The 25,200-nt window shown below is 71.8% G+C and carries 20 protein-coding genes; 6 read left to right on the top strand and 14 right to left on the bottom strand.

Going from position 1 to position 25,200, the window contains the following annotated elements:
- Nucleotides 1-67: 67 nt before the first annotated feature.
- From gap to IF09_RS0104680, 8 genes are all read right to left on the bottom strand, one after another.
- Nucleotides 68-1,075 carry a type I glyceraldehyde-3-phosphate dehydrogenase gene (gap, locus tag IF09_RS0104715; RefSeq protein ID WP_030292214.1) on the bottom strand — a complete coding sequence of 336 codons (1,008 nt, stop codon included), beginning with the start codon at nt 1,073-1,075 and terminating at the stop codon, nt 68-70.
- A gap of 231 nt (nt 1,076-1,306) precedes the next feature.
- Nucleotides 1,307-4,261, bottom strand: coding sequence for a M14 family metallopeptidase (locus tag IF09_RS0104710; RefSeq protein WP_030292213.1), 2,955 nt, complete (start codon nt 4,259-4,261; stop codon nt 1,307-1,309).
- Nucleotides 4,262-4,419: 158 nt separating this feature from the next.
- On the bottom strand, nt 4,420-5,409 hold the full coding sequence (whiA, locus tag IF09_RS0104705; protein WP_030292211.1) for a DNA-binding protein WhiA: 990 nt from the start codon (nt 5,407-5,409) through the stop codon (nt 4,420-4,422).
- On the bottom strand, nt 5,400-6,470 hold the full coding sequence (locus IF09_RS0104700; RefSeq protein ID WP_030292210.1) for a gluconeogenesis factor YvcK family protein: 1,071 nt from the start codon (nt 6,468-6,470) through the stop codon (nt 5,400-5,402). Before IF09_RS0104700 ends, whiA begins: the two co-directional genes overlap by 10 nt.
- Nucleotides 6,467-7,414, bottom strand: coding sequence for an RNase adapter RapZ (rapZ, locus tag IF09_RS0104695; protein WP_030292208.1), 948 nt, complete (start codon nt 7,412-7,414; stop codon nt 6,467-6,469). The genes IF09_RS0104700 and rapZ overlap by 4 nt, the downstream gene beginning before the upstream one ends.
- Nucleotides 7,415-7,446: 32 nt before the next feature.
- On the bottom strand, nt 7,447-9,483 hold the full coding sequence (uvrC, locus tag IF09_RS0104690; protein WP_030292206.1) for an excinuclease ABC subunit UvrC: 2,037 nt from the start codon (nt 9,481-9,483) through the stop codon (nt 7,447-7,449).
- A 341-nt stretch (nt 9,484-9,824) separates the two neighbouring features.
- Nucleotides 9,825-10,604, bottom strand: coding sequence for a hypothetical protein (locus tag IF09_RS0104685; RefSeq protein WP_078613058.1), 780 nt, complete (start codon nt 10,602-10,604; stop codon nt 9,825-9,827).
- Between the two features lie 5 nt (nt 10,605-10,609).
- Nucleotides 10,610-11,221 carry a papain-like cysteine protease family protein gene (locus IF09_RS0104680; protein ID WP_030292203.1) on the bottom strand — a complete coding sequence of 204 codons (612 nt, stop codon included), beginning with the start codon at nt 11,219-11,221 and terminating at the stop codon, nt 10,610-10,612.
- A 248-nt stretch (nt 11,222-11,469) separates the two neighbouring features.
- On the opposite strand from IF09_RS0104680, the gene IF09_RS0104675 reads away from it, so the two are divergent.
- Entirely contained in the window at nt 11,470-12,426 is a 957-nt protein-coding gene (locus IF09_RS0104675; RefSeq protein ID WP_037633882.1) for a hypothetical protein, read from the top strand.
- A 13-nt stretch (nt 12,427-12,439) separates the two neighbouring features.
- On the opposite strand, the gene IF09_RS0104670 is transcribed toward IF09_RS0104675, so the two are convergent.
- The gene (locus IF09_RS0104670; protein WP_030292200.1) at nt 12,440-12,871 is read right to left on the bottom strand and encodes a Rieske (2Fe-2S) protein; all 432 of its coding nucleotides are present in this window, start codon (nt 12,869-12,871) and stop codon (nt 12,440-12,442) included.
- 105 nt (nt 12,872-12,976) lie between these two features.
- On the opposite strand from IF09_RS0104670, the gene IF09_RS0104665 reads away from it, so the two are divergent.
- Nucleotides 12,977-13,864 carry a carbohydrate kinase family protein gene (locus IF09_RS0104665; RefSeq protein WP_030292199.1) on the top strand — a complete coding sequence of 296 codons (888 nt, stop codon included), beginning with the start codon at nt 12,977-12,979 and terminating at the stop codon, nt 13,862-13,864.
- Here IF09_RS0104665 and IF09_RS0104660 read toward each other — a convergent pair.
- Nucleotides 13,854-14,459: a TetR/AcrR family transcriptional regulator gene (locus IF09_RS0104660; RefSeq protein ID WP_030292198.1), complete on the bottom strand. Its 606-nt coding sequence runs from the start codon at nt 14,457-14,459 to the stop codon at nt 13,854-13,856. The genes IF09_RS0104665 and IF09_RS0104660 overlap by 11 nt on opposite strands.
- 63 nt (nt 14,460-14,522) lie before the next feature.
- On the opposite strand from IF09_RS0104660, the gene IF09_RS0104655 reads away from it, so the two are divergent.
- Nucleotides 14,523-15,170 carry an NAD(P)-dependent oxidoreductase gene (locus tag IF09_RS0104655; RefSeq protein WP_030292196.1) on the top strand — a complete coding sequence of 216 codons (648 nt, stop codon included), beginning with the start codon at nt 14,523-14,525 and terminating at the stop codon, nt 15,168-15,170.
- Between the two features lie 55 nt (nt 15,171-15,225).
- Here IF09_RS0104655 and uvrA read toward each other — a convergent pair whose 3' ends face one another.
- Complete coding sequence (gene uvrA / locus IF09_RS0104650; RefSeq protein WP_030292195.1) at nt 15,226-18,231, bottom strand: excinuclease ABC subunit UvrA; 3,006 nt, start codon at nt 18,229-18,231, stop codon at nt 15,226-15,228.
- A 186-nt stretch (nt 18,232-18,417) separates the two neighbouring features.
- Here uvrA and IF09_RS0104645 point away from each other — a divergent pair, with 186 nt between their 5' ends.
- From IF09_RS0104645 to IF09_RS0104635, 3 genes are all read left to right on the top strand, one after another.
- Nucleotides 18,418-19,116, top strand: coding sequence for a maleylpyruvate isomerase family mycothiol-dependent enzyme (locus tag IF09_RS0104645; RefSeq protein ID WP_030292193.1), 699 nt, complete (start codon nt 18,418-18,420; stop codon nt 19,114-19,116).
- A 9-nt stretch (nt 19,117-19,125) separates the two neighbouring features.
- Entirely contained in the window at nt 19,126-19,782 is a 657-nt protein-coding gene (locus tag IF09_RS0104640; protein ID WP_030292191.1) for an MBL fold metallo-hydrolase, read from the top strand.
- A gap of 160 nt (nt 19,783-19,942) precedes the next feature.
- Nucleotides 19,943-21,277: an MFS transporter gene (locus IF09_RS0104635; RefSeq protein WP_051832092.1), complete on the top strand. Its 1,335-nt coding sequence runs from the start codon at nt 19,943-19,945 to the stop codon at nt 21,275-21,277.
- A 19-nt stretch (nt 21,278-21,296) separates the two neighbouring features.
- On the opposite strand, the gene IF09_RS0104630 is transcribed toward IF09_RS0104635, so the two are convergent.
- The 3 genes from IF09_RS0104630 to IF09_RS0104620 all read right to left on the bottom strand — a co-directional run bounded on the left by IF09_RS0104630 (nt 21,297) and on the right by IF09_RS0104620 (nt 25,170).
- Entirely contained in the window at nt 21,297-22,280 is a 984-nt protein-coding gene (locus IF09_RS0104630; RefSeq protein ID WP_030292187.1) for a TerC/Alx family metal homeostasis membrane protein, read from the bottom strand.
- A 238-nt stretch (nt 22,281-22,518) separates the two neighbouring features.
- Nucleotides 22,519-24,504 (bottom strand): TerD family protein, encoded by a 1,986-nt coding sequence (locus tag IF09_RS0104625; RefSeq protein ID WP_030292186.1) that lies wholly within the window; start codon nt 24,502-24,504, stop codon nt 22,519-22,521.
- A gap of 87 nt (nt 24,505-24,591) precedes the next feature.
- A complete protein-coding gene (locus IF09_RS0104620; protein ID WP_030292185.1) occupies nt 24,592-25,170 on the bottom strand; it encodes a TerD family protein in 579 nt (192 codons plus the stop codon).
- Nucleotides 25,171-25,200: the final 30 nt, after the last annotated feature.

Here is a 25,200-nt window from a genome sequence, read left to right as displayed (position 1 = left end):
GCAGCGCTCCATCGCGCTGACCGGACCCTGTTCTCACATCTTGGTGCCTAGCCCTGCTACCTGAGACTTAGAGCTGGCCGCCGACGAAGACGGTCAGGTCGACGAGGCGGTTGGAGTAGCCCCACTCGTTGTCGTACCAGCCGACGACCTTGACCTGCGTACCGTCCTGAACCATGGTCAGGGAGGAGTCGAAGGTGCAGGAAGCCGGCCAGTTCACGATGTCGGAGGAGACGATCGCGTCCTCGGTGTAGTCGAGGATGCCCTTGAGCTGACCCTCGGCGGCCTTCTGGAAGGCTGCGTTGATCTCTTCCTTGGTGGTCTCGCGGGAGAGCTCCAGGACGAGGTCGGTGACCGAGCCCGTCGGGACCGGGACGCGCATCGCGATGCCGTCCAGCTTGCCCTTGAGCTGCGGGAGGACCAGCGCGGTGGCCTTGGCGGCACCCGTCGAGGTCGGGATGATGTTCTCGGCGGCGGCGCGGGCGCGGCGCAGGTCCGAGTGCGGGAAGTCCAGGATGCGCTGGTCGTTCGTGTACGCGTGGACCGTGGTCATCATGCCCTTGACGATGCCGAAGTTCTCGTCGAGAACCTTGGCCATCGGCGCCACGCAGTTGGTGGTGCAGGAGGCGTTGGAGATGACGTGGTGGTTGGCCGCGTCGTACTTGTCGTGGTTGACGCCCATCACGATGGTGATGTCCTCGTCCTTGGCCGGAGCCGAGATGAGGACCTTCTTCGCGCCCGCCGCGATGTGCTTGGCGGCGTCGGCCTTCTTGGTGAAGATGCCGGTCGACTCGATGACGATGTCGGCGCGGAGCTCGCCCCAGGGCAGGTTCGCGGGGTCGCGCTCGGCGAACGTCTTGAAGGTGTTGCCGCCGACGGTGATGGTGTCGGCGGTGTGGGAGACCTCGGCCTTGAGGCGGCCCAGGATGGTGTCGTACTTGAGCAGGTGCACCAGGGTCGCGTTGTCAGTCAGGTCGTTGACACCGACGATCTCGATGTCCGCTCCCTGCTCAAGGAGCGCCCGGAAGTAGTTGCGGCCAATTCGACCAAAACCATTGATGCCTACGCGGATCGTCACGAACCGATCTCCTCGTTGGTGCGCCGGTAAGTCCGCCGGCGAGCTGTATGGGATGTCCCCGACCGCTTACGACCCTACCTCTCCGTGAGCTCTTGAGTGACATCGGCCGGGACCTGACACTCCCCCTGCCACATGGGGGGACCGCGGCCGGGGCCCCGTACCGTGCGCTCGGTACGGGACCCCGGACCTTCGCCCTTCGTCACTCAGGGTGAGCGACGGGGGCTCGTATGATCAGCGGTGCAGCGACCTGAGCGCCTTACCGACGAGTACGGCTCGGTCCGCCGCCGCCGGCAGGTGTTCGAGGCCGAAGCCGAGGAGCACCGTGTTACGCGTAGTGACCGACGCGTACGACTTGAACAGCTCCCCGGACCGGGACCAATCGCCCGCGACCACGGGACTTCCGGCAGGTGCGCCCTGGGCGGTCCAGGCCCCCAGCGAGGTCTCGAACCCCTCCACGGCCTGGTCCGCCCCGCCGACCGAGACGCGTGCCTCGTCCGCGAACACCCCGCGGCCGCCGGCACCGCCGTCCGAGACGTACGAGAGGGAGACCTCGACGGTCTTGCCCGCGTACGCGCTCAGGTCGAAGACGACCTGCTTCCACCCGTCGGACGAGCCGGTGAAGCTGTTCCACTGGCCGCTGGTGCCGTGGGCGGTGCAGCCGGCGCTGTCGAGGGTGAGGTAGTGCTTCAGGAACGGGTGGCCGTTGACGTAGAACCCGGCCTCGCACTCCGTCGGGACGGCGGTGGCGGTCAGGCCGCCCGCTTCGGGCAGCGTGGTCCAGTCCTCCGCGCCGGTGGTGTGGGCCTCGAGGAGCGCGTTGTCGTAGCCCGGCTCGGTGTTCCAGTTGAGAGCCATCTTGAGCTGCGGCCTGTCGGCGGCGGTGACCTTGGTCAGGTCGATGGTGCGGGTCAGCCGCTTCCACTCGTCGTCCTCGTGGGTGGCCGCGGCCATCCCCGCGCCGGAGTAGGGGGCGTACGGGTTCACGACCCCGGCGTACGAGCCCGCCTGCGCGCTCTTGAACTGCGGGAACTGCGCCGCGGGCAGGGAGTCGGAGGTGACCGCGTAGGAGCCGGGGGCGTTGAACGGGTTGCCCGTCGCATCGCCCAGGCCGCCCTTGGCGCCGGCGAGGGCACCCGCACCGGTGAAGCCGGCGGCACCGGCGGCACTCGTACGGCTGTAGGCGCCGAGGTAGTACTGGCTGAAGTCGTCGGTCACGGCGCGGCCGACCTGGGCGTTGCCGCCCGCCAGCTCGCCGGCCTCGATCAGCTTGCCGCCCTCGTTGAGGAAGTCGCGCACGGCGAGCTGGGTGTCGCCGCCGGGCGTCTTGGCGCCGGTGTAGTGCACGGCCGTGCGGAAGTGGGAGAGCACGCCGAGGTGGTGCGGGGCGCCCTGCACGGCCACGTCCCAGACCGCCGCGGACTTCCCGTTGGCGCGCAGGGCGTCGACGTACTCCTGCGCGTGCTGGGCCTTGGCACCCTCCTCCGCGATCACCAGCACGTCGGCGCGCGGCCGCTCTGCCACCGTGTACGTGAAGGGCTCGCTGGAGACCTGCTTGCCGGAGCGGTCGCGGCCGGTGAACCAGACCTCGACCTTGTCGCCGGGCCTGGCCCCGTCGACCTTGGCCCGGTACTCGTCGAACCAGTTGTTGTCCTCGCCGCCGTAGACGTCGCCGCCCTTCCAGGCCTCCAGTCCGTCGTCGTGCGTGCGGCCGCCGTTGATACGGAACTTGAGCTGCTTGTCCTTCAGTGCCTTGCGGGCGGTGACGGAGACCGTCTGGTCCTCGCCCTTGGCCACGTACGAGGTGGTGAAGGGGTCCGGGGTGAAGTCGGCGGCGCTCAGGCCCACGGAGGACTTCGGCTGGTCCGGGTGGGCGGCGCTCTCGCCGACGGCGAGCGCGAAGGGGACGTTCTTCGCGAACTCCGCCTGGATGAGCTTCTCGTCGTCCGGGAAGTTGAAGCCTGACCGGCAGTCCTCGGGCTTCCACCGGTCGTTCGGGTCGATGGCGGAGGCCGTCTTGCAGGTGGTCATCTCCGGCGTGAACATCATGACGCCGTTGACGTTGGCGGCGTGGCCGTCGGCCTCGCCGTTGGTGGTGTAGAGCTCGGAGGAGACCTGCGGGTAGTAGCCCGGGACCGCGGAGTTCTCCGGAGTGCCGGCGAGCGCCTTGTAGGCGACGTCGTCCGGGGTCGGGGTGGCCACCTGCCAGCCCACGCCGTAGAGCAGCAGCTCGGCGGCGGAGTGGTAGTTGATGGCGTACTTGAAGCCGATGCGCTTCTCGAACCTGTCGAGGGCGACGGTCTCCGGCTCGGAGGACGCCTTGGTGCCGCGGTAGGTCTCGCTCGACTGGTTCGGCGAGGAACCCTCGTTGTCGTAGCCCCACTTGTAGGCGAAGTTCCGGTTGAGGTCGACGCCGTCACCGGTGGTGATCTTGCCGTCCCCGTTGTTGTCGTGCAGGTTCTTGCGCCAGAGCCGGTCGCCGTCGGGGGAGTGCGTGTAGTCGTACCCGTCCGGGTTGGCGGACAGCAGGAACCACAGCTCGGTGGAGTCCACCAGCTGGGTGATCCGCTGGTCCTTGCCGTAGTTGTCGAGGGTGTGGTGCATCAGCCGCCGGGTCATCTCCGGAGTGATCCACTCCCGGGCGTGCTGGTTGGACATGTAGAGCACGGACGGCTTGTCGCCGTCCTTGGTGGTGCGGGCGTTCTTGGTGACCTTCAGGGCGAGGATGTCCTTGCCCTGGACGGTCTTGCCGATGGACACCACCTTGGCGAGGCCCGGGTTGGCCTTGGCCGTCGCCAGGATCTCCTCCTGGAGGCCGCCCTTGCCGCTGTACGGGCGGAAGACCCCGTCGCCGGCGGCCCTGGAGCGGGCCGCGCCCGCGGGGGCCTCGTGCTCGGCCAGCTTGACGCCCCGGCCGGCGAGTTCCTTGGCCTGGGCGCCGGTGAGGAACAGCTCGACCTTGGCGGTCCCGGTCTCGGGGGCGCGTTCGGTGAGCTCGTGGGCGTCCTGGCCCGCGGCGAGGAGGAGCGGGATCTGCTCCTTGGTGACGTCCGCGTCGTAGACCCGTACCTCGTCGGCGCCGGGTGCGGCTTCTGCTGCGGGGCGGGCGTGGGCCGCTGGGAGGGCGGCCAGTGTGGTTCCGAAGACGAGTGCGCTTGCGGCGAGGATCGATCTCGCGCGGTGCCTCATGTGCCCCCCTGGGCGTCGTCTGCCACGAAAGCGTTCGGACGACAGGCTCACGATCGGGCGATGCTCATGTCAATGGGGCGTGTCTCAAAGGGGCCCGCACGTGTGACGTGCGGGCCCCCTTGCGGCGTACGGGACGAGGCGTACGGGACGCCGCGCGGCTAGCCGACCATGTTGTCGGCCAGCTCCTCGCTGAGGTTCGACTCGGTGCCCGGAATGCCGAGGTCCTGGGCCCGCTTGTCGGCCATGGCCAGCAGGCGGCGGATCCGGCCCGCGACGGCGTCCTTGGTCAGCGGCGGGTCGGCGAGCGCGCCCAGCTCCTCCAGGGAGGCCTGCTTGTGCTCCATGCGCAGCCGGCCGGCCGCGGCCAGGTGCTCCGGGACTTCCTCGCCGAGGATCTCCAGCGCACGCTGGACCCGGGCTCCGGCGGCCACCGCGGCCCGCGCCGAGCGGCGCAGGTTGGCGTCGTCGAAGTTGGCGAGGCGGTTGGCGGTGGCGCGCACCTCGCGCCGCATCCGCCGCTCCTCCCAGGCCAGCACCGACTCGTGCGCGCCGAGCCGGGTCAGCAGGGCGCCGATCGCGTCGCCGTCGCGGACCACGACCCGGTCCACGCCGCGCACCTCGCGCGCCTTGGCGGCGATGGAGAGCCGGCGGGCGGCGCCCACCAGGGCCAGGGCGGCCTCCGGACCGGGGCAGGTCACCTCCAGGGAGGAGGACCGGCCCGGCTCGGTGAGCGAGCCGTGGGCCAGGAAGGCACCGCGCCAGGCCGCTTCGGCGTCACAGGTGGCCCCGGAGACCACCTGCGGGGGCAGACCGCGGATGGGGCGGCCGCGGCCGTCCACGAGGCCCGTCTGGCGCGCCAGCTGGTCGCCGCCGGCCACGACCCGGACGACGTACCGGCTGCCGCGGCGCAGGCCGCCGGGAGCCATGACCACCAGGTCCGAGGAATGGCCGAAGATCTCCAGGATGTCCTTGCGCAGGCGCCGGGCAGCGATCCCCGTGTCCAGCTCCGCCTCGATGACGATCCGTCCGCTCACCAGGTGCAGCCCGCCCGCGAACCGAAGAATCGCCGAGACCTCCGCCTTCCTGCAGCAGGTCCGGGTGACGGGGAGCCGGGAGATCTCATCCTTCACCGCTGGCGTCATCGCCATGGGCCGATCCTTCCATGCATCCGAAAAATACGGTCGTACGCGGCGGCGAGCAGCTCCGGGTCATGCTTCGGAGAGCCGTCTTGCCTGGCCACCGGCGCCAGCTCGACCGCGGCACCGAACCGTTTTGCGGCATCGGCGAGGGACTCGCGGTCGGGCACGGCGGCCTCGTCGGCCAGCACCACGTCCAGGGCGAGTTTAGGGGCGTGTCGGGCCAAAACCTCCAAATGACGCTGCGGAGAGAAGCCCTCTGTTTCACCGGGCTGCGGCGCGAGGTTCAGCGAGAGGACCCGCCGGGCCTTCGTCTCGATCAGCGCGTCGAGCAGCTCCGGCACCAGCAGGTGCGGGATCACGGAGGAGAACCAGGACCCCGGACCGAGCACCACCCAGTCGGCGTCCAGGACCGCGGCAACGGCCTCCGGTACGGCCGGCGGATCGCCGGGCACGACCTGTACGGAGAGCACCTCGCCGGGGGTGGTGGCCACCGTGGCCTGCCCCCGGACGGTGTCGACCTCGCCCGGGCGGGTCTGGTCGTGGCCGCGCACGAGGGCCTGGAGCTCCAGCGGCACCGCCGACATCGGCAGCACCCGGCCCTGCGCGCCCAGCAGCTTCCCGACCAGGTCGAGCGCCTGGACGGGGTCGCCGAGCTGCTCCCACAGGGCCACGATCAGCAGATTGCCGACCGCGTGCTCGTGCAGGGCGCCGGCCGACTGGAAGCGGTGCTGGATCACACGGGCCCAGGTCTGGCCCCAGTCGTCGTCCCCGCACAGCGCGGCCAGCGCCTTGCGCAGGTCGCCGGGCGGCAGCACGCCGAGCTCCTCGCGGAGGCGGCCGCTGGAGCCGCCGTCGTCGGCGACCGTGACCACGGCCGTGAGCTCGCCGGTGATCCGGCGCAGGGCTGCCAGGGAGGCCGACAGGCCCATGCCGCCGCCGAGCGCGACGACCTTGGGTGCGACCACCTTGGGGGCTGCGCCGCGGCGCAGCCCGGTGCGTCCCGCGCCGTCCTCGCCCCGCCCCGAGGTGAGGCGGCGCAGGCGGCGCAGCCGCAGGGTGCGTCCGGTCACTCGCGCCCCATGTCCCGGTGGACTACGACGGTCTCGACTCCCTCGGAGGCGAGGCGGGCAGCGAGCTTCTCGGACATGGCCACACTGCGGTGCTTGCCGCCGGTGCAGCCGACCGCGATGGTCACGTAGCGCTTGCCCTCGCGGCGGTAGCCGGTGGCGATGAGCTGGAGCAGCTCGGTGTAGCGGTCGAGGAACTCCTTGGCGCCGGGCTGGCTGAAGACGTAGCCCGACACCTCCGGGTTGAGGCCGGTGAACGGCCGCAGCTCGGGGACCCAGTGCGGGTTCGGGATGAAGCGGCAGTCGACGACGAGGTCGGCGTCGACGGGGAGGCCGTACTTGTAGCCGAAGGACATGACGGTCGCCCGCAGCTCGGGCTCCTCGTCGCCCGCGAACTGGGCGTCCATCTTGGCGCGCAGCTCGTGCACGTTCAGGCTGGAGGTGTCGATGACCAGGTCGGCGTCGCCGCGCAGCTCGCGCAGCAGGTCGCGCTCGGCGGCGATGCCGTCGGTGATGCGGCCGTCGCCCTGAAGGGGGTGGGGACGGCGGACCGACTCGAAACGGCGGACCAGCGCGTCGTCGGAGGACTCCAGGAAGACGATGCGCCGGGTGACGCCCTTGCTGTCGAGGTCGGCGAGGGATTCGCGCAGGGCGTCGAAGAACTGCCGGCCGCGGACGTCGACGACGACGGCGATGCGCGCCACGTTGCCCTGCGAGCGGGCACCGAGCTCCACCATGGTGGGGATCAGGGCCGGCGGGAGGTTGTCGACGACGAACCAGCCGAGGTCCTCCAGACACTTGGCCGCCGTACTGCGGCCGGCCCCGGACATCCCGGAGATGATCACCAGCTCGGGGATGGCCGCCTCGGCGGTATCTCCGGGCTCCGCTGTCGTGCCCGTGCTCACCTGTGCTCCGTCTCGGTCGTGCTCGGTCGTGTGGTCGGTCATCTCGTCGGTCGTCTGCTCGGTCTCGCGCTCGGTCATTGCTCGGTCCCCCGTTCGGACGATGTCCCCCAGCTGCCGCTGGGAGGTGCCCCCACCCGCGGGGGCGGGGTCTCATCCTCAATGATCTCTCCTGTCGCCGTGTTGACGGCAGGACCGGCGGGAACCGACCGGGCGAGCGCCGCGGCCACGGTCTCGGCCGTCTTGCGGCCTATGCCCGGCACCTCGCAGATCTGGTCGATTGTCGCCTGTCTCAGCTTCTTCACCGAACCGAAGTGCTTGACCAGGGCCTGCCTGCGGCTTTCCCCGAGTCCGGGCACCTCGTCGAGCGGACCCGCCTTGAGCCGTTTTCCGCGCTTGTTCCGCTGGTACTGGATGGCGAACCGGTGGGCTTCGTCACGTACCCGCTGGAGCAGGTAGAGCCCCTCGCTGGTGCGGGGCAGCACGACCGGGTCGTCCTCGCCGGGCAGCCAGACCTCCTCCAGGCGCTTGGCCAGCCCGCACACGGCCACGTCGTCGATGCCGAGCTCCTCCAGCGCCCGCTTGGCGGCGGCCACCTGCGGCTGCCCGCCGTCGACCACGACGAGCTGGGGCGGGTACGCGAAGCGCTTGGGCCGCCCGTCGTCCTCGGCGAGGGGGTCCTCCCCGTCCTCCGGGGACCACTCCCCCGTCTTCAGCTTCTCCTGGAGGTAGCGGCGGAAGCGCCGCGAGACCACCTCGTGCATGGACCGGACGTCGTCCTGCCCCTCGAAGGATTTGATCGCGAAGCGCCGGTACTCGGCCTTCCTGGCCAGCCCGTCCTCGAAGACGACCATCGAGGCCACCACGTCGTCGCCCTGGAGGTGCGAGATGTCGAAGCACTCGATGCGCAGCGGCGCGCTGTCCAGCTCGAGGGCCTCGGCGATCTCCTCCAGGGCCCGGGAACGGGTGGTGAGGTCGCTGGCGCGCTTGGTCTTGTGCAGGGCCAGGGACTGCTGCGCGTTGCGGTGGACGGTCTCCATCAGCGCCTTCTTGTCCCCGCGCTGCGGGATGCGCAGGCTGACCTGCGACCCGCGCCGCTCCGCGAGCCACTCGCCCAGCGCGGGCGCGTCCTCGGGCAGCGCCGGGACGAGCACCTCCTTGGGGACGGCCTCGCCGCTCTCCTCCCCGTAGAGCTGCTGGAGGGCGTGCTCGACGAGCCCCGCGGTGTCGACGGCCTCCACCTTGTCGGTGACCCAGCCGCGCTGGCCGCGGACCCGGCCGCCGCGTACGTGGAAGATCTGCAGGGCCGCCTCCAGCTCGTCCTCGGCGACGGCGATGAGGTCGGCATCCGTGGCGTCGGCGAGGACGACGGCGTTCTTCTCCATGGCCCGGCGCAGCGCCCCTATGTCGTCGCGCAGCCGGGCGGCCTTCTCGTACTCCATCTCCTCGGCGGCCTCGTGCATCTCCCGCTCGAGCCGGGAGAGGTACGTCCCGGTCCGTCCGGCCATGAAGTCGCAGAAATCCTCGGCGAGTTCGCGGTGCTCCTCGGGGGTGACCCGGCCGACGCAGGGCGCGGAGCACTTGCCGATGTAGCCGAGCAGACAGGGCCGGCCGATCTGGGCGGACCGCTTGAACACCCCGGCGGAGCAGGTCCGGACGGGGAACACCCTCAGCATGAGATCGACGGTCTCGCGAATCGCCCAGGCATGCCCATAAGGTCCGAAGTACCGCACGCCCTTCTTCTTGGGCCCGCGCATGACCTGGACCCTCGGATACTGCTCGTTCATCGTCACGGCGAGGGAGGGGTAGCTCTTGTCGTCGCGGTACTTGACGTTGAACCGGGGGTCGTACTCCTTGATCCAGGAGTACTCGAGCTGCAGCGCCTCGACCTCGGTGGAGACGACGGTCCACTCGACGGAGGCGGCCGTGGTCACCATGGTGGCGGTACGGGGATGCAGCCCCGCGATGTCCTGGAAGTAGTTGGCCAGCCGCTGCCGCAGGCTCTTGGCCTTCCCGACGTAGATCACCCGGCGGTGCTCGTCGCGGAATCGGTAGACGCCCGGGGAGTCGGGAATCTGCCCCGGCGCGGGACGGTAGCTGGAAGGGTCGGCCATGCCAACCACCCTACTTCCGCCCACCGACAACCCCCGTACCCCGTGCCCGCCCCAGCCCCACCCGGCCCCGTCGGCGTTCGAGGTGCCGGGGGCGAAATCCAGCCCCCGGCGTTCGAGGCGCGGGGGCGCGGGGGCAGCGCCCGGCAACGGCGCCGCACCCGCACGGGGCCCGGGGCGCAGCCCCGGGTCTTCCCGGCCGGCCCGGCGTTTGAGGGCCGGCCGGGAAGGGCCCGGGGACCGGGAGAAGGGCGGGGCGGGGAGCAGCCACCCGCAGGGCCCGGACGGCCGACGGGCCGCCCGGGTCCTGCCGGCTGCGCCCCGGCGGGCGCGAACCGGACGGGTCAGACGACCACGCGGTCCCGGCGCGCCCGGCGCGCCCGCCGCACGGCGACAACCCCGAGCGCCCCCAGCGCCAGCCCACCGGCGACGGCCCCGGCCGCCACCGGCGTGCCCGGATCATCGGCGGCAGCCGAGTACCCCCCGGCCATGCCCCCCTCCGCATACGCCGACCCCGGCAGCTTGTCCCCGTACGCCCGCGTCACCCGTGACCGGTACGCGGCAAGGCTGGTACCCCCCGCCCCGACGGCACGCTCCGCCTCCTCGTCCAGCGGCAGCACCCGGCCGCCCTGGGCCACGTACCACGCGTCGATCTGCGGTTCCCGGAACACCGTCCCGCCCGGCAGCTTCGCGGCGCCCATCTGCGCGTAGCGGAATTCGTCGTCGCCGGTGGCGATGTTCACGACCTGCCACCCCGCCCCGGTCCGGGCGGTCCACAGCGCGGCCTGCTGCCCGTCCGAGGAGACCGCCTTGCTGGCCAGGAACTCCAGCCGGGCCACGGACGCCCCGGCCTTGCCCGCCACGAAGTCCGGGGACAGGTAGCTGACCGGTATCGCCTCCCCCTCGATGTGCGGCCGGGCCGCATCCCTCGCGACCTTGCCCTCGCGGGCGAAGAAGCGGGAGAGCGTGGCCAGGGTGTCGGGGGCGCCGGCCGCCTGCGCGGCCGCGGCCCTGGTCTCGGCGGTGACGGACTGCGGCTGCGGTACGGGTGCCGCCGAGGCCTGCGGGGCCAGTACGAGGACGGCCGAAGCCGTGAGGACCGCGACGGAAGCACGCTTGGACATGGCGGTCACGCCCCGATCCGGTAGAGCGAGTGGGTCCAGGAGAAGGTGCTGTTGTCGACGTACCAGGCGTGCGAGGCCCAGTTGTAGCGGTCGCTGGACGGCCACGGATCGCCCCAGTAGACCCAGCTGTTGGCGGTGTCGTAGCCGTAGATGACGTGCATGTGGCCGCCGCCGTTGGACCACTGGATCCGGGTCTCGACCGGCCGGTTCGCGTCGATCTCGCTCTGCACGGTGGTGTAGCGGAGCCAGCCGTTCACGTACGAGCCGGAGTTGATGCCGGTCCAGTTCAGGGCGGTCTGGACGTTGCCGAGGGTGGCCTGGTTGTTGGGGCAGTCGTAGCCCTGCTGACGGTTGAAGGCGGCGTTGCAGAACTGGTTCTGGGTGTGGTTGCGGCCGAACCAGGTGGCGATGGTGTTGCCGCTCGCGGCCCAGCACCAGTTGGTCTTCTGCTGGGCCTGCATGGTGATGTCCAGGCGCTTGTACGCCAGGGCGGAGCCGGTGCCGGCTTCGGTGCCCGCACCGGCACCGACGGCGGTGGCGGTACCGGTGGGCAGGGTGAAGAGCACGGCGGTGAGGACGGCGGCCAGGGAAAGCCGCCGCCGGTTTCGGTTGCGCATCGCGTTCCTCCCGTGTGGGGATCTCCCCGGGTGGGGCCGGGGAGGCTGGGGATGGAGGAGCACGTCCGGACGCTGCGCCGAGCATCAGGGTGTTGTCGCGACCAGGTCAACAGGCTTCAATACGCGGTGACATTGCAGTGTGAACGGCGGGATCGCAGTGTGAACGACTGTCGTCCTTTCACCTGGACCCCGGCTGCCACCCGCGAGCCCTCCCGCCCCACCGTGCGTGAATGTTCACAGGAGGAGCCGTGACCGGGGAGAGAACGCGGGAAAGCGCACGAGGGGATGCCCAGGAGCTGGGGCAGCTGCTGCGCGCCGGCCCCTTCCATCTCGCGCTGCGCGCCGCCCTCACCGCCCGCGGCCTCCCCCTGCACCGCGTCCAGCACCGCCTCGCGGCCCGCGGCATCAAACTCGGCGTGACCAGCCTCAGTTACTGGCAGCAGGGCGCCCGCCGGCCGAGCCGCCCCGAGTCCCTGAAGGCCGTACGGGCCCTGGAGCAGATCCTGGAACTGCCCGAGGGCACCCTGCTGCGGCTGCTGGCCGCACCGGACGGCACCGGCCCCGGGGCGATGCGCCCGCCGGCCCGCTCGTACCGGGCCCTGGTCAGCGTCGGCGCGGCCGTGGAAGGGCTGCTGGCCGGCCTGGAACTGCCCGCCGACGGCGGCCTGCACACCGTCGGCCACCACGAGCGGGTACGGATCGGGGCGGGCGGCGAGCTGCTGGGCCGCGAGTCGCAGCACGTCGTACGGGCCCACCGCGACGGGGTCGACCGGTACCTCGCCGTCCACCACGGCGACCCCGGCTGCGACCCGGCCAGGGTCCGCGTCCGGGCGGACGAGAACTGCCGGACCGGACGCGTCCGCTGGCACCGGGAGGCCGAGGTGCTGGTCGCCGAGCTCCTCTTCGACGCCCGGCTGCGCGCCGGGGACACGTACGTCTTCGGGTACGGCTTCGAGGACGGGACCGGCGGCCGCTGCACCGAGTACGTCCGCGGGTTCAGCTACAGCGGCGGGCAGTACGTGCTCCAGGTCCGCTTCGACGAGGCGGCCCTGCCGGTGCGCTGCCGGCGGTTCAGCCGGTCCGGACCGGGGGCGCCGCGCAGCGGGCTGGCGGACCTGACGCCGAGCGGCCGCCACCGGGCCGTGCACCTCGTGGAGCCGGGGGTGCGACGCGGGCTGCTGGGGATCGCCTGGGACTGGGCCTAGGGGGGTCTTTGGCTCAGCCCGCGACGAGCTTGCCGCCCTCGGCCTTGACGGGCACGGCGGGCAGCGGGTCGGCGGCCGGGCCGCGCAGCACCTTGCCGGTCGTCACGTCGAAGCGGCTGCCGTGGCAGGGGCAGTTGCCCTCGCCCTCGACGATCTTGTCGAGGACGCAGCCGGCGTGCGTGCACTGGGCGCTGAACGCCTTGTACTGGCCCTCCGCCGGGCAGCTGACGACCACCTTCTCCTTCCGGAACAGCTTCGACCCGCCGACCGGGACCTCGGACGCGGCGCCGAGCTCCACCGGGGCGGCCGGTACCGCCGGGGAGCCGGAGCCGCTGTTGCCCTCGGTGGAGCAGGCCGCGAGCGCCGTCCCTCCGCCGACGGCCCCGACGATCGCGGCGGCGCCCTTGAGCACGGTACGGCGGGCGGCGGACTGCGACGCGGACATGCGGTTCTCCTGGTACGGGGGTTCTCCGGGCACGAAGGCCCTGCTGGGCGCCCCCCGACGATACCGCCGCCCGGTTCCGCCGCCCGATGGGATACCTTCCCCCGCGTGATCGTCGTCGGTGGAGAAGCCCTGATCGACCTCGTGCCCGTGGCGCAGCCGCCGGGCGCGCTCGTGCCGCGGGCGGGGGGAGGGCCGTACAACACCGCCCTCGCGCTGGGCCGGCTCGGCGCGGACGTCGCCTTCTGCTCCCGGGTCTCGACGGACGGCTTCGGCGAGGGCCTCCTCTCCGGGCTGCGTGCGGCCGGGGTGGACCTCTCGCTGGTCCAGCGCGGGCCGGAGCCCACCACCCTCGCCGTGCCCTCGCTGGCCCCCGACGGCTCGGCGGCGTACGGCTTCTACGTGGAGGGCACGGCCGACCGGCTGTTCACCCTGCCCGAGGCGCTCCCCACCGGCACCCGGGCCCTGGCCCTCGGCACGTGCTCCCTCGCCCTGGAGCCGGGCGCGAGCGCGTACGAGGCCCTGCTGCGCCGGGAGTCCGGGCGCGGGGTGCTGACCCTGCTGGACCCCAACATCCGCCCGGCGCTGATCGCGGATCCGGCGGCGTACCGGGCCCGGTTCCTGGGCTGGCTGCCGTACGTGTCCGTCCTCAAGCTGTCGGAGGAGGACGCCCGGTGGCTGGGCGGCCGGGTCTCGGACTGGCTGGCGGCGGGGCCCTCGGCGGTGGTGCTGACCCGGGGTGCACAGGGGCTGACGGTCCGGACCCGGGAGGGTACGCAGTACACGGCGCCGGCCCGGCGGGTCGCCGTGGCGGACACGATCGGCGCGGGCGACACGGTCAACGCGGCCCTGCTGCACCGCCTGTCGGGTCCGGCGGGTCCGGCCGGGGGCCCGGTGGACTGGCCCGGCGTACTGGCCTACGCGGCCCACGCGGCGGCGCTGACCTGCACCCGGGCGGGCGCGGAGCCGCCGTTCGCGGCGGAGCTCAGCGGATAGCGGCCCACAGGGTCCGGGCCACGGAGGGGGCGAACTCCTCGACGGGCCGGACCACCTCCGGGCCGGAGAAGTGCAGGAAGAAGGCCCGCTGGAAGCAGGCCCCGAGCAGCAGCCCGGCAGCCGCCTCCGGATCGGCGTCGGGGCGCAGCCGCCCCCGCTCGAGCTCGCGGCGCAGCCGGCCGGTCAGGGCGTCGCGTACGACGTGGGGGCCGGTGCCGATCTCCTGGACGCCCTCGCGGTGCCGGGTCAGCAGGGCGGGCTCGGCGAAGAGCGAGGCGGCCATGGGCATGGCGTCGGCGTAGAAGAGCGAGGCGTGCCGGGCGATCGCGGTGAGCGCCTCCTCGACGGAGCGCTCGTCGTGGTCGCCGGCGAGCTCGGCCATGAGCGGCCCGGCGTTGGGGGTGCGCTCCATGAGGACGCGCACGAAGAGCTCCTCCTTGTTCGCGTAGTGCTTGTAGAGCGCGGCCTCCGAGCAGCCGGCCTCGCGGGCGATGGCCTTGGTGGTCGTGTTGGCGAGGCCGATGGTGCGCATGAGCGTCTCGGCGGCGTCGAGGAGCCGCTCGGGCGTGGGCCGGCTTGACTTCGGGGTGAGCATTCACTCACCCTAGCGGAAGAAGGGGTGAGTAAATGCTCACCCACCCTTGGACGGGAGCCGGCGATGAAACTGACGGTGTTCGGAGCCACGGGCGGTGTCGGGCGCGAGGTCGTCCGACAGGCCCTCGACGCGGGCCACGAGGTGACGGCGGTGGTCCGCGACCCCGCGCGGCTGGGCGTGCCGGCGCACGACCGCCTCCAGGTGGCCGTGGTGCGCGATCTGACGGACGAGGACGCGCTGGTCCCGGTCCTGGCGGGCCGGTCCGCGGTGATCTCCGCCCTGGGTTCGGCGAGCAACAAGCAGGCCCGGCTCGCGCCGGTCACCGGGCCGGCGGTACGGGCCGTCGTGTCGGCGATGGACCGGGCGGGGGTGAGCCGCCTCGCGGCGGTGAGCGCGGCGCCGGTCGGGCCGGACGTGGCGAGCGACGGGGTGCTGGCCCGGAAGGTCTTCCTCCCGCTCCTCCGCCGGGCGCTGCGCGACCTGTACGCGGACCTGGCGGTCATGGAGGCGGCGATCCGGGCGAGCGGCACCGAGTGGACGGTGATCCGCCCGCCCCGCCTCCTGAACAAGCCGCGCACGGGCTACCGACGGGTCATCGGCGCCAATGTCCCCAACGCGCGCACGATCTCCCGCGCAGATGTCGCAGACGCCCTCCTGACGTCCCTGACGGACCCGGCCACGACGGGCCACGCGGTGGGCGTGGCGACGTAGCCCTGAGGGGGCCCGGCCGGCGGCCGGGCCCCTCGGACCACGCACCTCGCAGCAGCTAGGCCTTGCGGGCCCGGGCCGCAGCCTTCTTGGCCGGGGCCGCAGCTGCCTTCTTTGCCGGGGTCGCAGCCTTCTTTGCCGCGGTCGCCGTCTTCTTGGCCGGAGTCCGCTTCGCGGCGGCCTTCTTCGGCGGGGTCACGAGCGAGCCGGCGTCCGAGACCCGTTCCGCCCCCAGGATGTCCCGCAGGAACTTGCCCGTGTGGCTCGCGCCCACCGACGCGACCTGCTCCGGCGTGCCCTCGGCGACCACCAGACCGCCCCCGTAACCGCCCTCCGGGCCCATGTCGATGACCCAGTCCGCGGTCTTGATGACGTCCAGGTTGTGCTCGATGACGATCACCGAGTTGCCCTTGTCCACCAGCCCCGACAGCACCTTGATCAGCTTCGAGATGTCCTCGAAGTGCAGACCCGTCGTCGGCTCGTCCAGCACGTACACCGTCCGCCCCGTCGACCGCTTCTGCAGCTCCGACGCCAGCTTCACGCGCTGCGCCTCACCGCCCGAGAGCGTCGGCGCCGACTGGCCGAGCCGGACGTACCCCAGCCCCACCTCGTTCAGCGTCCGCAGGTGGCGCGAGATCGTCGGCACCGCCTCGAAGAAGTCCAGCGCCTCCTCGATCGGCATGTTCAGGACCTCGGCGATGGACTTGCCCTTGTAGTGGACCTCCAGCGTCTCCCGGTTGTACCGGTCGCCGTGGCAGACCTCGCACGGGACGTACACGTCCGGCAGGAAGTTCATCTCGATCTTGATCGTGCCGTCGCCGGAGCAGTTCTCGCACCGGCCGCCCTTCACGTTGAAGGAGAAGCGGCCCGGCAGGTAGCCGCGCACCTTCGCCTCCATCGTCTCCGCGAAGAGCTTGCGCACGTGGTCGAAGACGCCCGTGTACGTCGCCGGGTTGGACCGCGGGGTCCGCCCGATCGGCGACTGGTCGACGTGCACGACCTTGTCGACGAGGTCGTCCCCGTCCACCCGCGTGTGCCGTCCCGGCACCGAGCGGGCGCCGTTCAGCTCGCGCGCCAGGTGCGTGTACAGGATGTCGTTGACCAGCGTCGACTTGCCCGATCCCGAAACGCCCGTCACCGCCGTGAGCACGCCCAGCGGGAAGGACACGTCGATGTCCCGCAGGTTGTTCTCCTTGGCACCGTGGACGGTCAGCTTACGGTTCCCGTTGACGGGCCGGCGGATGTCCGGCACCGCGATGGACCGCTTCCCGGACAGGTACTGCCCGGTCATCGAGTCGCCGTTCTTCAGCAGCTCCTTCAGCGAGCCGCTGTGCACGACCTTGCCGCCGTGCTCGCCGGCGCCCGGGCCGATGTCCACGACCCAGTCGGCCACCTTGATGGTGTCCTCGTCGTGCTCGACGACGATCAGGGTGTTGCCCATGTCCCGCAGCCGCACCAGCGTCTCGATCAGCCGGTGGTTGTCCCGCTGGTGCAGCCCGATGGAGGGCTCGTCCAGGACGTACAGCACGCCGACCAGGCCGGAGCCGATCTGGGTGGCGAGGCGGATGCGCTGGGCCTCGCCGCCCGACAGGGTGCCGGCGGCGCGGTTCAGCGAGAGGTAGTCCAGGCCGACGTCGACGAGGAAGCGGAGCCGCTCGTTGACCTCCTTCAGGACCCGCTCGGCGATCTTCTTGTCGCGGGCGTCGAGCCGCAACCGCCCGAGGAAGTCCGCGCACTCGCTGATCGACATCGCGGCGACCTCGGCGATGGACTTCTCCATCACCGTCACGGCGAGCACGATCGGCTTGAGCCGGGTGCCCTCACAGGTCGGGCACGGCACCTCGCGCATGTAGCCCTCGAAGCGCTCGCGGCTGGCGTCGCTCTCGGACTCGGCGTGCCGGCGCTTGACGAACGGCACGGCGCCCTCGAAGGCCGTCGTGTACGCCCGCTCCCGCCCGTACCGGTTGCGGTAGCGGACCTCGATCTGCGTCTTGTGCCCGTAGAGCAGGGCCTTCTTCGCCCGCAGCGGCAGCCCGGCCCACGGGATGTCCGTACGGAAGCCCAGCTCGCCGGCGAGCGCGCCGATCAGCCGCTGGAAGTAGTCCTTGGTGTGGCCGAGGGACCACGGGGAGACCGCGCCCTCGTCCAGGGACTTGTCCTCGTCCGGAATGATCAGCTCCGGGTCCACCTCCATGCGCGTACCGATGCCGGTGCACTCGGGGCAGGCGCCGAAGGGCGAGTTGAAGGAGAAGGAGCGCGGCTCCAGCTCCTCGAAGGACAGGTCGTCGTACGGGCAGTAGAGGTGCTCGGAGAACATCCGTTCGCGCTCGGGGTCGTCCTCGGCGAGGTCGACGAAGTCAAGGATCACCATGCCGCCGGAGAGCCCGAGGGCGGTCTCCACGGAGTCGGTGAGCCGGCGCTTGGCGCTGTCCTTGACGGTGAGGCGGTCGATGACCACCTCGATCGTGTGCTTCTCCTGCTTCTTCAGCGTGGGCGGCTCGGAGAGCTGGATGGTCTCCCCGTCCACCCGCGCCCGGCTGTAGCCCTTGGTCTGGAGGTCGGAGAAGAGGTCGACGAACTCGCCCTTGCGCTCGCGCACCAGCGGCGAGAGCACCTGGAAGCGGCTGCCCTCGGGGAGCGCGAGCACCTTGTCGACGATCGCCTGCGGCGACTGGCGCGAGATGGGGCGGCGGCACTCGGGGCAGTGGGGCTTGCCGATGCGCGCGAAGAGCAGACGGAGGTAGTCGTAGACCTCGGTGATGGTGCCGACCGTCGAGCGCGGGTTGCGCGAGGTCGACTTCTGGTCGATCGAGACGGCCGGCGAGAGCCCCTCGATGAAGTCCACGTCGGGCTTGTCCATCTGCCCCAGGAACTGGCGGGCGTACGACGAGAGCGACTCGACGTAGCGGCGCTGGCCCTCGGCGAAGATCGTGTCGAAGGCCAGGGAGGACTTGCCCGAACCGGAGAGTCCGGTGAAGACGATGAGTGAGTCGCGGGGCAGGTCGAGCGAGACGTTCTTGAGGTTGTGCTCGCGAGCGCCACGAACGATGAGACGGTCGGTCACGCCGGTCCGCACCTTTCTTGAGAGAGCGGGGGCACGGGCCCCCGTCCCAGGGTATGGGGGGCGCCTCTGCAACGGGGAAGAGAGCTTGGACTTCGAGCGTATAGCACGCGCATTCGATTTACGGCACTCCCCGGACGGCTTCACCCGTTCGTGTGGCCGGGGCACCGCGGCACTAGGCTCGGATCCATGACTGATCATGTGCACGACCTGCAATCTGTACGTGCAGCCACGGACCGACTGCTGACCGCGGTCGCGAAACTGGACAACGCCGCCCTGGCCGAGGAGTCACACCTCCCGGGCTGGACCCGCGGCCACGTGCTGGCCCACCTCGCGCGCAATGCGGACGCCCTCGTCAACGTCTTCGCGGGCCGGCCGATGTACGAGAGCGCCGAGGCCCGCGACTCCGACATCGAGCGCGACGCCCCGCGCCCGCTGGAGGTGCAGCTCGCCGACCTGCGCGAGACCCACGCCGGCTTCCTGGCGCAGACCGGGCAGGACCAGGACTGGTCGCGCACCGTCGAGCTGCGAAACGGCGTCACCGACCTGGCCGCGAACGTGCCCTTCCGCCGCCTCGTCGAGGTCGAGCTGCACCACGTCGACCTGAACATCGGCTACGAGCTCTCCGACCTCCCGGAGGAGTTCACCGGGCGCGAGATCGCCTTCCTCGCCGACCGCTGGGCCGGGCGCCCCGAGGTGCCCCCGGTGACCCTGCAGAGCGAGGGCGACGGCAGCGGCTCCACCTGGCACACCGGCGGCGCCGAGGGCGGCCCCGTCACCCTGGTCGGCACCGCGGCCGAGCTCCTCGGCTGGCTGGCCGGGCGCGGGGACAAGGGCGCACACCTCACTGTCGTCGGCGGCCTCCTCCCGGCCCTCCCCCCACTCTAGGATCAGGACATGACGTACAGCGGAGCGGTCAAGGTCGGCGGTCCGGCCGACGTGCACGAACTCCCGGACCTGATGATTTCCAAGGTCGCGGTGGGCCCCATGGACAACAACGCGTACCTGCTGCGCTGCCGGGCCACCGACGAGCAGCTGCTGATCGACGCGGCCGCCGAGCCGGCGACCCTGCTGCAGCTGATCGGCGACGACGGCATCGCGTCCGTCGTCACGACGCACCGGCACGGCGACCACTGGGGCGCGCTCCAGGCCGTGGTCGAGGCGACCGGCGCACGCACCTACGCGGGCGCCGACGACGTCGAGGGCATCCCGGTGGCCACCGACGTACCCGTGGCCGACGGGGACACGATCAAGGTCGGACGGGTCACGCTGACCGCCCGCCACCTGGTCGGGCACACCCCCGGCTCGATCGCGCTGATCTACGACGACCCGCACGGGCATGCGCACGTGTTCACCGGGGACTGCCTCTTCCCGGGCGGCGTCGGCAACACCAACAACGACCCGAAGGCCTTCGCCAGCCTCATCGACGACGTGCAGCACAAGCTCTTCGAGCAGCTGTCGGACGAGACCTGGGTCTACCCGGGGCACGGCAACGACACCACGCTCGGCGCGGAACGGCCGCACCTGGCCGAATGGCGCGAGCGCGGCTGGTAGCACCCGCCCGATCCCGGTCAACACCGCGACAGGAAGCACTCCTTCCGGTCGAAGATGACCGAACGCACGTCCTGGGGGTGTGGGGCGGGGTAATTGCTGCACCATGCAACAAGACCCCTCCCCCGCCCTCCCTCTCCCCGTCGTTCCCCGCTCCCCCTCGATGCTGCGGCTGGCCTCGGCCTCGCTCGCCGGAACGGCCATCGAGTTCTACGACTTCTTCGTCTACGGCACGGCCGCCGCCCTCGTGCTCGGCCCGCTGTTCTTCCCGTCCTTCTCCCCGCTCGCCGGAACCCTCGCCGCCTTCGGCACGTTCGGCGTCGGCTTCCTCGCCCGCCCGCTGGGCTCCGTCGTCTTCGGCCACATCGGCGACCGCTACGGGCGGCGCCCGGTCCTGCTCGGCTCCCTGCTGCTGACGGGCCTCGCCACGGTGGCGGTCGGCTGCGTGCCGACGTACGCGACGATCGGCATGGCAGCACCCCTCCTGCTGCTGGTGCTGCGCTTCCTCCAGGGGCTCGGCCTCGGGGGCGAGTGGGGCGGCGCGGTCCTGCTGACCGCCGAGCACGCCCCCGAGCAACGGCGCGGGCTGTGGGCCAGCTTCCCGCAGGCCGGCCCGGCGGTGGGCTTCCTGCTGGCCAACGGAATGACCCTCACCCTGTCCGCCACGCTGACCGACGGGCAGTTCACCTCATGGGGCTGGCGCGTCCCGTTCTGGGCGGCGGGCGTACTGGCCCTCGCCGGGCTGTGGCTGCGCCGCTCGGTGGAGGAGACCCCGCAGTTCCGCGCCCTCGCCGAGACCGGCCGGCGCTCCGACGCCCCGCTGTCCGAGGTGGTGCGCGGGCACTGGCGGCTGCTCCTGCTGACCGGCGGCGCCCTGTCCATGGGGTACGCGGTCTTCTACGCGGTCACCACCTGGTCCCTCGCGTACGCGACCGAGCACCTGCGCGTGGACCGCACGGTGATGCTGGCCTGCATCATGACGGCCGTCGCACTCAAGGGCCTGATGACCCCGGTGATGGCGGTGCTCGGCGACCGCCACGGCCGGCGGCCCCTGTGCCTGGCCGGCTGCGCGCTCTGCCTGGTGTGGATGTTCCCGTTCATCGCGCTGCTGCGCACCGGTGACCCGCTGCTGATGACGCTGGGCTGCCTCGGCGGGCTGCTGGGCATGGTGACGATGTTCGCCGTGGTGGGCGCGTACCTGCCCGAGCTGTACGCCCCTCGGATCCGCTGCACGGGCGCGGCCGTGGGCTACAACCTGGGCGGGGTGCTGGGTGGCGCGCTGACCCCGATCGTGGCGACGGCGCTGGCGGACGGCTCCGGTCCGCCGTGGGGCGTGGCGGTGTACCTGAGCGCGGTCGCCCTGCTCAGCCTGGTCTGCTTCGCGCTGCTCCCGGAGACGAACCCGACGGTCATGCGGGCCCGGACGGGCCCCGGTACCGAGTCGGGCACGAGCGCGGGCACGGGAACGGGGGCGGCCGAAGCGGCCGCCCCCGCGTGACCCGTCGGGATCGTGGGCCCTACGCGTCGATGCTCTCCGAGCGGGCGGCGGCCTCGGCGGCCGCCTGCTTCTTCGAGGCCATCAGGCTGGTGATCGTGGTGATCACCAGGACACCGCAGATGACGCCCAGGGAGACCGGGATGGAGATCTGCGGGACGTGCACGCCTGACTCGTGGAGGGCGTGCAGCACCAGCTTGATGCCGATGAAGCCGAGGATGACGGACAGGCCGTAGCTGAGGTGGACCAGCTTCTTCAGCAGGCCGCCGATGAGGAAGTACAGCTGGCGCAGACCCATCAGGGCGAAGGCGTTGGCGGTGAAGACGATGTACGGGTCCTGGGTGAGGCCGAAGATCGCGGGGATCGAGTCCAGGGCGAACAGCACGTCGGTGGTGCCGATGGCCAGCATCACGATCATCAGCGGGGTCATGATCCGCTTGCCGTTGTTCCGGATGAAGAGCTTGGTGCCGTGGTACTGGTCGGCGACGCCGAACTTCTTCTCGATCGACTTGAGGAGGCGGTTCTCCTCGAACTCTTCCTCGTCCTCGTCCCGGCGCGCCTCCTGGACGAGCTTCCAGGCCGTGTAGATCAGGAACGCGCCGAAGATGTAGAAGACCCACGAGAAGTTGGTGATGATCGCGGCGCCGGCCGCGATGAAGATCGCGCGGAGCACCAGGGCGATCAGCACGCCCACCAGCAGCACGCGCTGCTGGAGCTGGGAGGGCACCGCGAACTTCGCCATGATCAGGACGAACACGAACAGGTTGTCCACGCTCAGGGACTTCTCGGTGATGAAGCCGGCGAAGAACTCCTGGGAGGCCTGGCTGTTGCCGGAGAACATCAGGCCGAGGCCGAAGAGTCCGGCGAGGACGATCCAGACGACCGTCCAGATGCCGGCTTCCTTCACCGACACGTCATGGGGCTTGCGGCCGATGAAGAAATCGGCGCCGATGAGGATGCTCAGACCGAGAATGGTCAGCACCCAGACGTTCAACGAAACATCCACTGCTTATTCGCCTCCGGCAGATGGCTCAGCACACATGTCAGCGTCATCGCTGCCGGAGGTCTCTTCCACCCGGGCGGCCTGGAGGCCGCGGGCCGGCGCCCCGGGACCGACTGCGGTTCATTGACCGAAGCGGTCCGTATTGACGGGTACGCCGTAGCAGGAAAGCAGGAATACTCCCCTCCGCGCGCCCAGGTTACCCGTCAGAGCCCGCAAAGGTAAAGGGAAGACCAAGAACCGGTCATGGGCGGGCATTGCGCCGGGCCGCGGCGATCCGGTCGAGGGTCTGTTCCAGGACACGGCTGCCCTGCGGCGGCAGGTCCGGCTCGAAGGTCCAGGCGTGCCCCACCCACGGGTCTGCGAGGTGGTTGTCCGATACCGGCGACAGCCGCATCAGCGAGCGCCACAGGGGGTCCAGCAGCGGCCCGTACGCCGAGGCCTCGTCGCGGTCCGCCACCATCAGCAGGTGCACGCCGACCGCCGGACCCTCGTCGGCCAGGTAGCGCAGCCGGGTGACGGCCCGGTCGTCGAAGCCGTGCGGGAAGTCGTGCACGATCAGCAGCTGGTCGGCGGTGTCCACATCGGGCGGCAGGTCCTCGGGCGCCCCGGCCCGTACGGCCATCTGCACGAGGTCCACCCGTCGGGTCAGCTCCGCCAGGGTCTTGGTGACCCCGGCGGCACCCGCTGCGGGCGGGCCGGCCAGCACCCCGGCCGCGACCAGCGGTGCCAGGGAGGCGGCTCCCGCCCCGGCCGCGTCGATGACGTGCACGGAGAACCGGTCCCCGGGGTGGACCGCGAGCAGCCGGACCGCGTGCGCGACGGCCATGTCCATGGCGGCCCGGCGAAGCCGGTCGGTGTCCATCGCCATCGCGGCCTCGGAACCGGTGCGGCCGTTGTCGATCCACAGCCCGCGCTCCAGGGGGAGCCGCACGAGCATGGGGATCCGCAGGTCGGACCTCTCGGGCAGGTGCAGGTCACCGAGGCGCAGGGCCATCGGGGCCTCTTCGGGGACCCCGTGCCCGTGCCAGACGGGGTTGGCCCAGCGGGCGTACGGGGCCGGCAGCGCGGGCTCGACCACCTCGGACTCTGCGATCAGCTGGGCGAGGTCCCGGTCGAGCACGGCCTTGGCCTGGTCGACGAGCTCGTCGTGGCGGGCCCGTGCCTCGTCGCGGGCGGCGTTGCCGGAGCCTGCGAGGCGGTGGCGGGGGTCGGACAGCGCATCGTCGAGCTCGCGGTCCATCCGGGACTCGGCGAAGTCGCAGGCGCTGCGGTAGGCGGCCACCGAGCGGGCCAGGTCCTCGAACATGCCCCAGACCTGGTTGTAGAGCCGCTCGTCCATGGACCAGCCGCTGGCGTCGCCCGCGACGGGCACGGGCGGTCGGCCGGGCTGCGCGGGCGCGGCGGCCTGCGGCGCCGGTTCGGGCGGCTCGGTGGTACTGCGGCGCCTGCGCGGGTGCACGTAGTTGAGCGTGGGCGGGCCGTCGCCGGAGTCCCCCGGCGCACTGCCCGGCGTACCGGCGTACGGGACTCCGGAGACCGGGACGGGCCCCTGCTGCCCGGGGGCCGCCGGGGCGGGCACGGCCGCAGCCGCGTCCTGCGGTTCCGGACGGCCGAGCGGAGTCCCGGGGGCCGCCCCGGTGGGCAGGGACGCGGTGGGCGCGGGGGCGCGCGTCGCCTCGTCCCGCGCGGCCGCTCCCACGACCGCGGCGGCCAGGGCGACGGCGGCCGGTGCGCCCAGCCCGGCGTCGGCGAGCAGCCCGCCGAGCCCGTCGGCGTACCCCTGGCCCACGGCGCGGACCTTCCAGGCGTCCTGGCGCCGGTAGAGCTCGAGGGCCACGACGGCGGTCTCGGACTCCAGCCCGGTCACGGTGTACCCGGCGAGCTCGGCGCCCTCCGGGTCGGCCACGGCCACGTACGAGGCAGGGGCCGCGCCGAAGCGCGCCGGGCCGCCGGGCGGCAGGACGAGCACCACCCCGAGCCGGTGCACGGACGGTGCGACGGCGTCGAGGTCGACGGCGAAGCGGTGCTCGCCCGCCACCACCCCCGGCACCTCCACTCCGGGCAGCTTCCGGGCGCCGGGGTGGGCCACCGACTCGGGGCCGGCCAGCCGGCCCGCGTCGTCGCAGGCCGAGGCCAGGGCCAGGACGGGCGTACCCGCCGAGACCCTGATCTCCACCTGCGTCCGGGACAGGGGGTGGTTCTGCCCCCGGACCAGTTCGGCCGTCATCGTGCAGCCCTCCCCCGCGCCCTTGCTCTTCTTTTCCGTTGCTCTGCCGTACTGCTGCCGTGCCGTACTGCGGTGGTGCCGTACCGCTTACAGGTGCGGCAGGATCGCCGGCATCAGGTCCTGGAAGGTGCGGCCGTTGGCCGGGTTGCCGAGGGCCGTCATCTGCCAGCCGCTGCCGGCGCGCGACACCTTCGCCATGATCTGCGCGGTGTACTGCCCGCCGCCGTCCAGGGTGTAGCGGGCCAGCTCCTGGCCGTTGGTCTCGTCGACGATGCGGCAGAACGCGTTCTGCACCTCCTGGAACGTCTGGCCGGTGAACGAGTTCACCGTGAAGACGATCTGGTCGATGTGCACCGGCACGCGCTGGAGGTCGACGAGGATCGACTCGTCGTCCCCGCCCTGGCCGGCGCCGCCGACGAGGTTGTCACCGGTGTGCCGGACCGAGCCGTCGTCGCTCTGCAGGTGCCGGAAGAACACCACGTCCACCGGCTGCTTGTCGGCGAAGAGCACCGCCGACGCGTCCAGGTCGATCTCCCGGGTCCGCGAGCCGAACAGCCCGCGGCGCTTGGCCGCCTGCCAGCCGAGGCCCATCCGGACCGCGGTCAGCGTGCCCCCGTCCTGCTTCTGCAGACTGATGGCCTGACCCTTGGTCATGTTGACCGTCACGCGCTGTCCCCTCTCCTAGCCCGCCCCCGA

Origin of the sequence: Streptomyces katrae, from assembly GCF_000717655.1 — a bacterium.
GTDB lineage: Bacteria > Actinomycetota > Actinomycetes > Streptomycetales > Streptomycetaceae > Streptomyces > Streptomyces katrae_B.
Note: the sequence above shows the minus strand (reverse complement) of the source record. Positions and strands in the feature narration are given on the sequence as shown.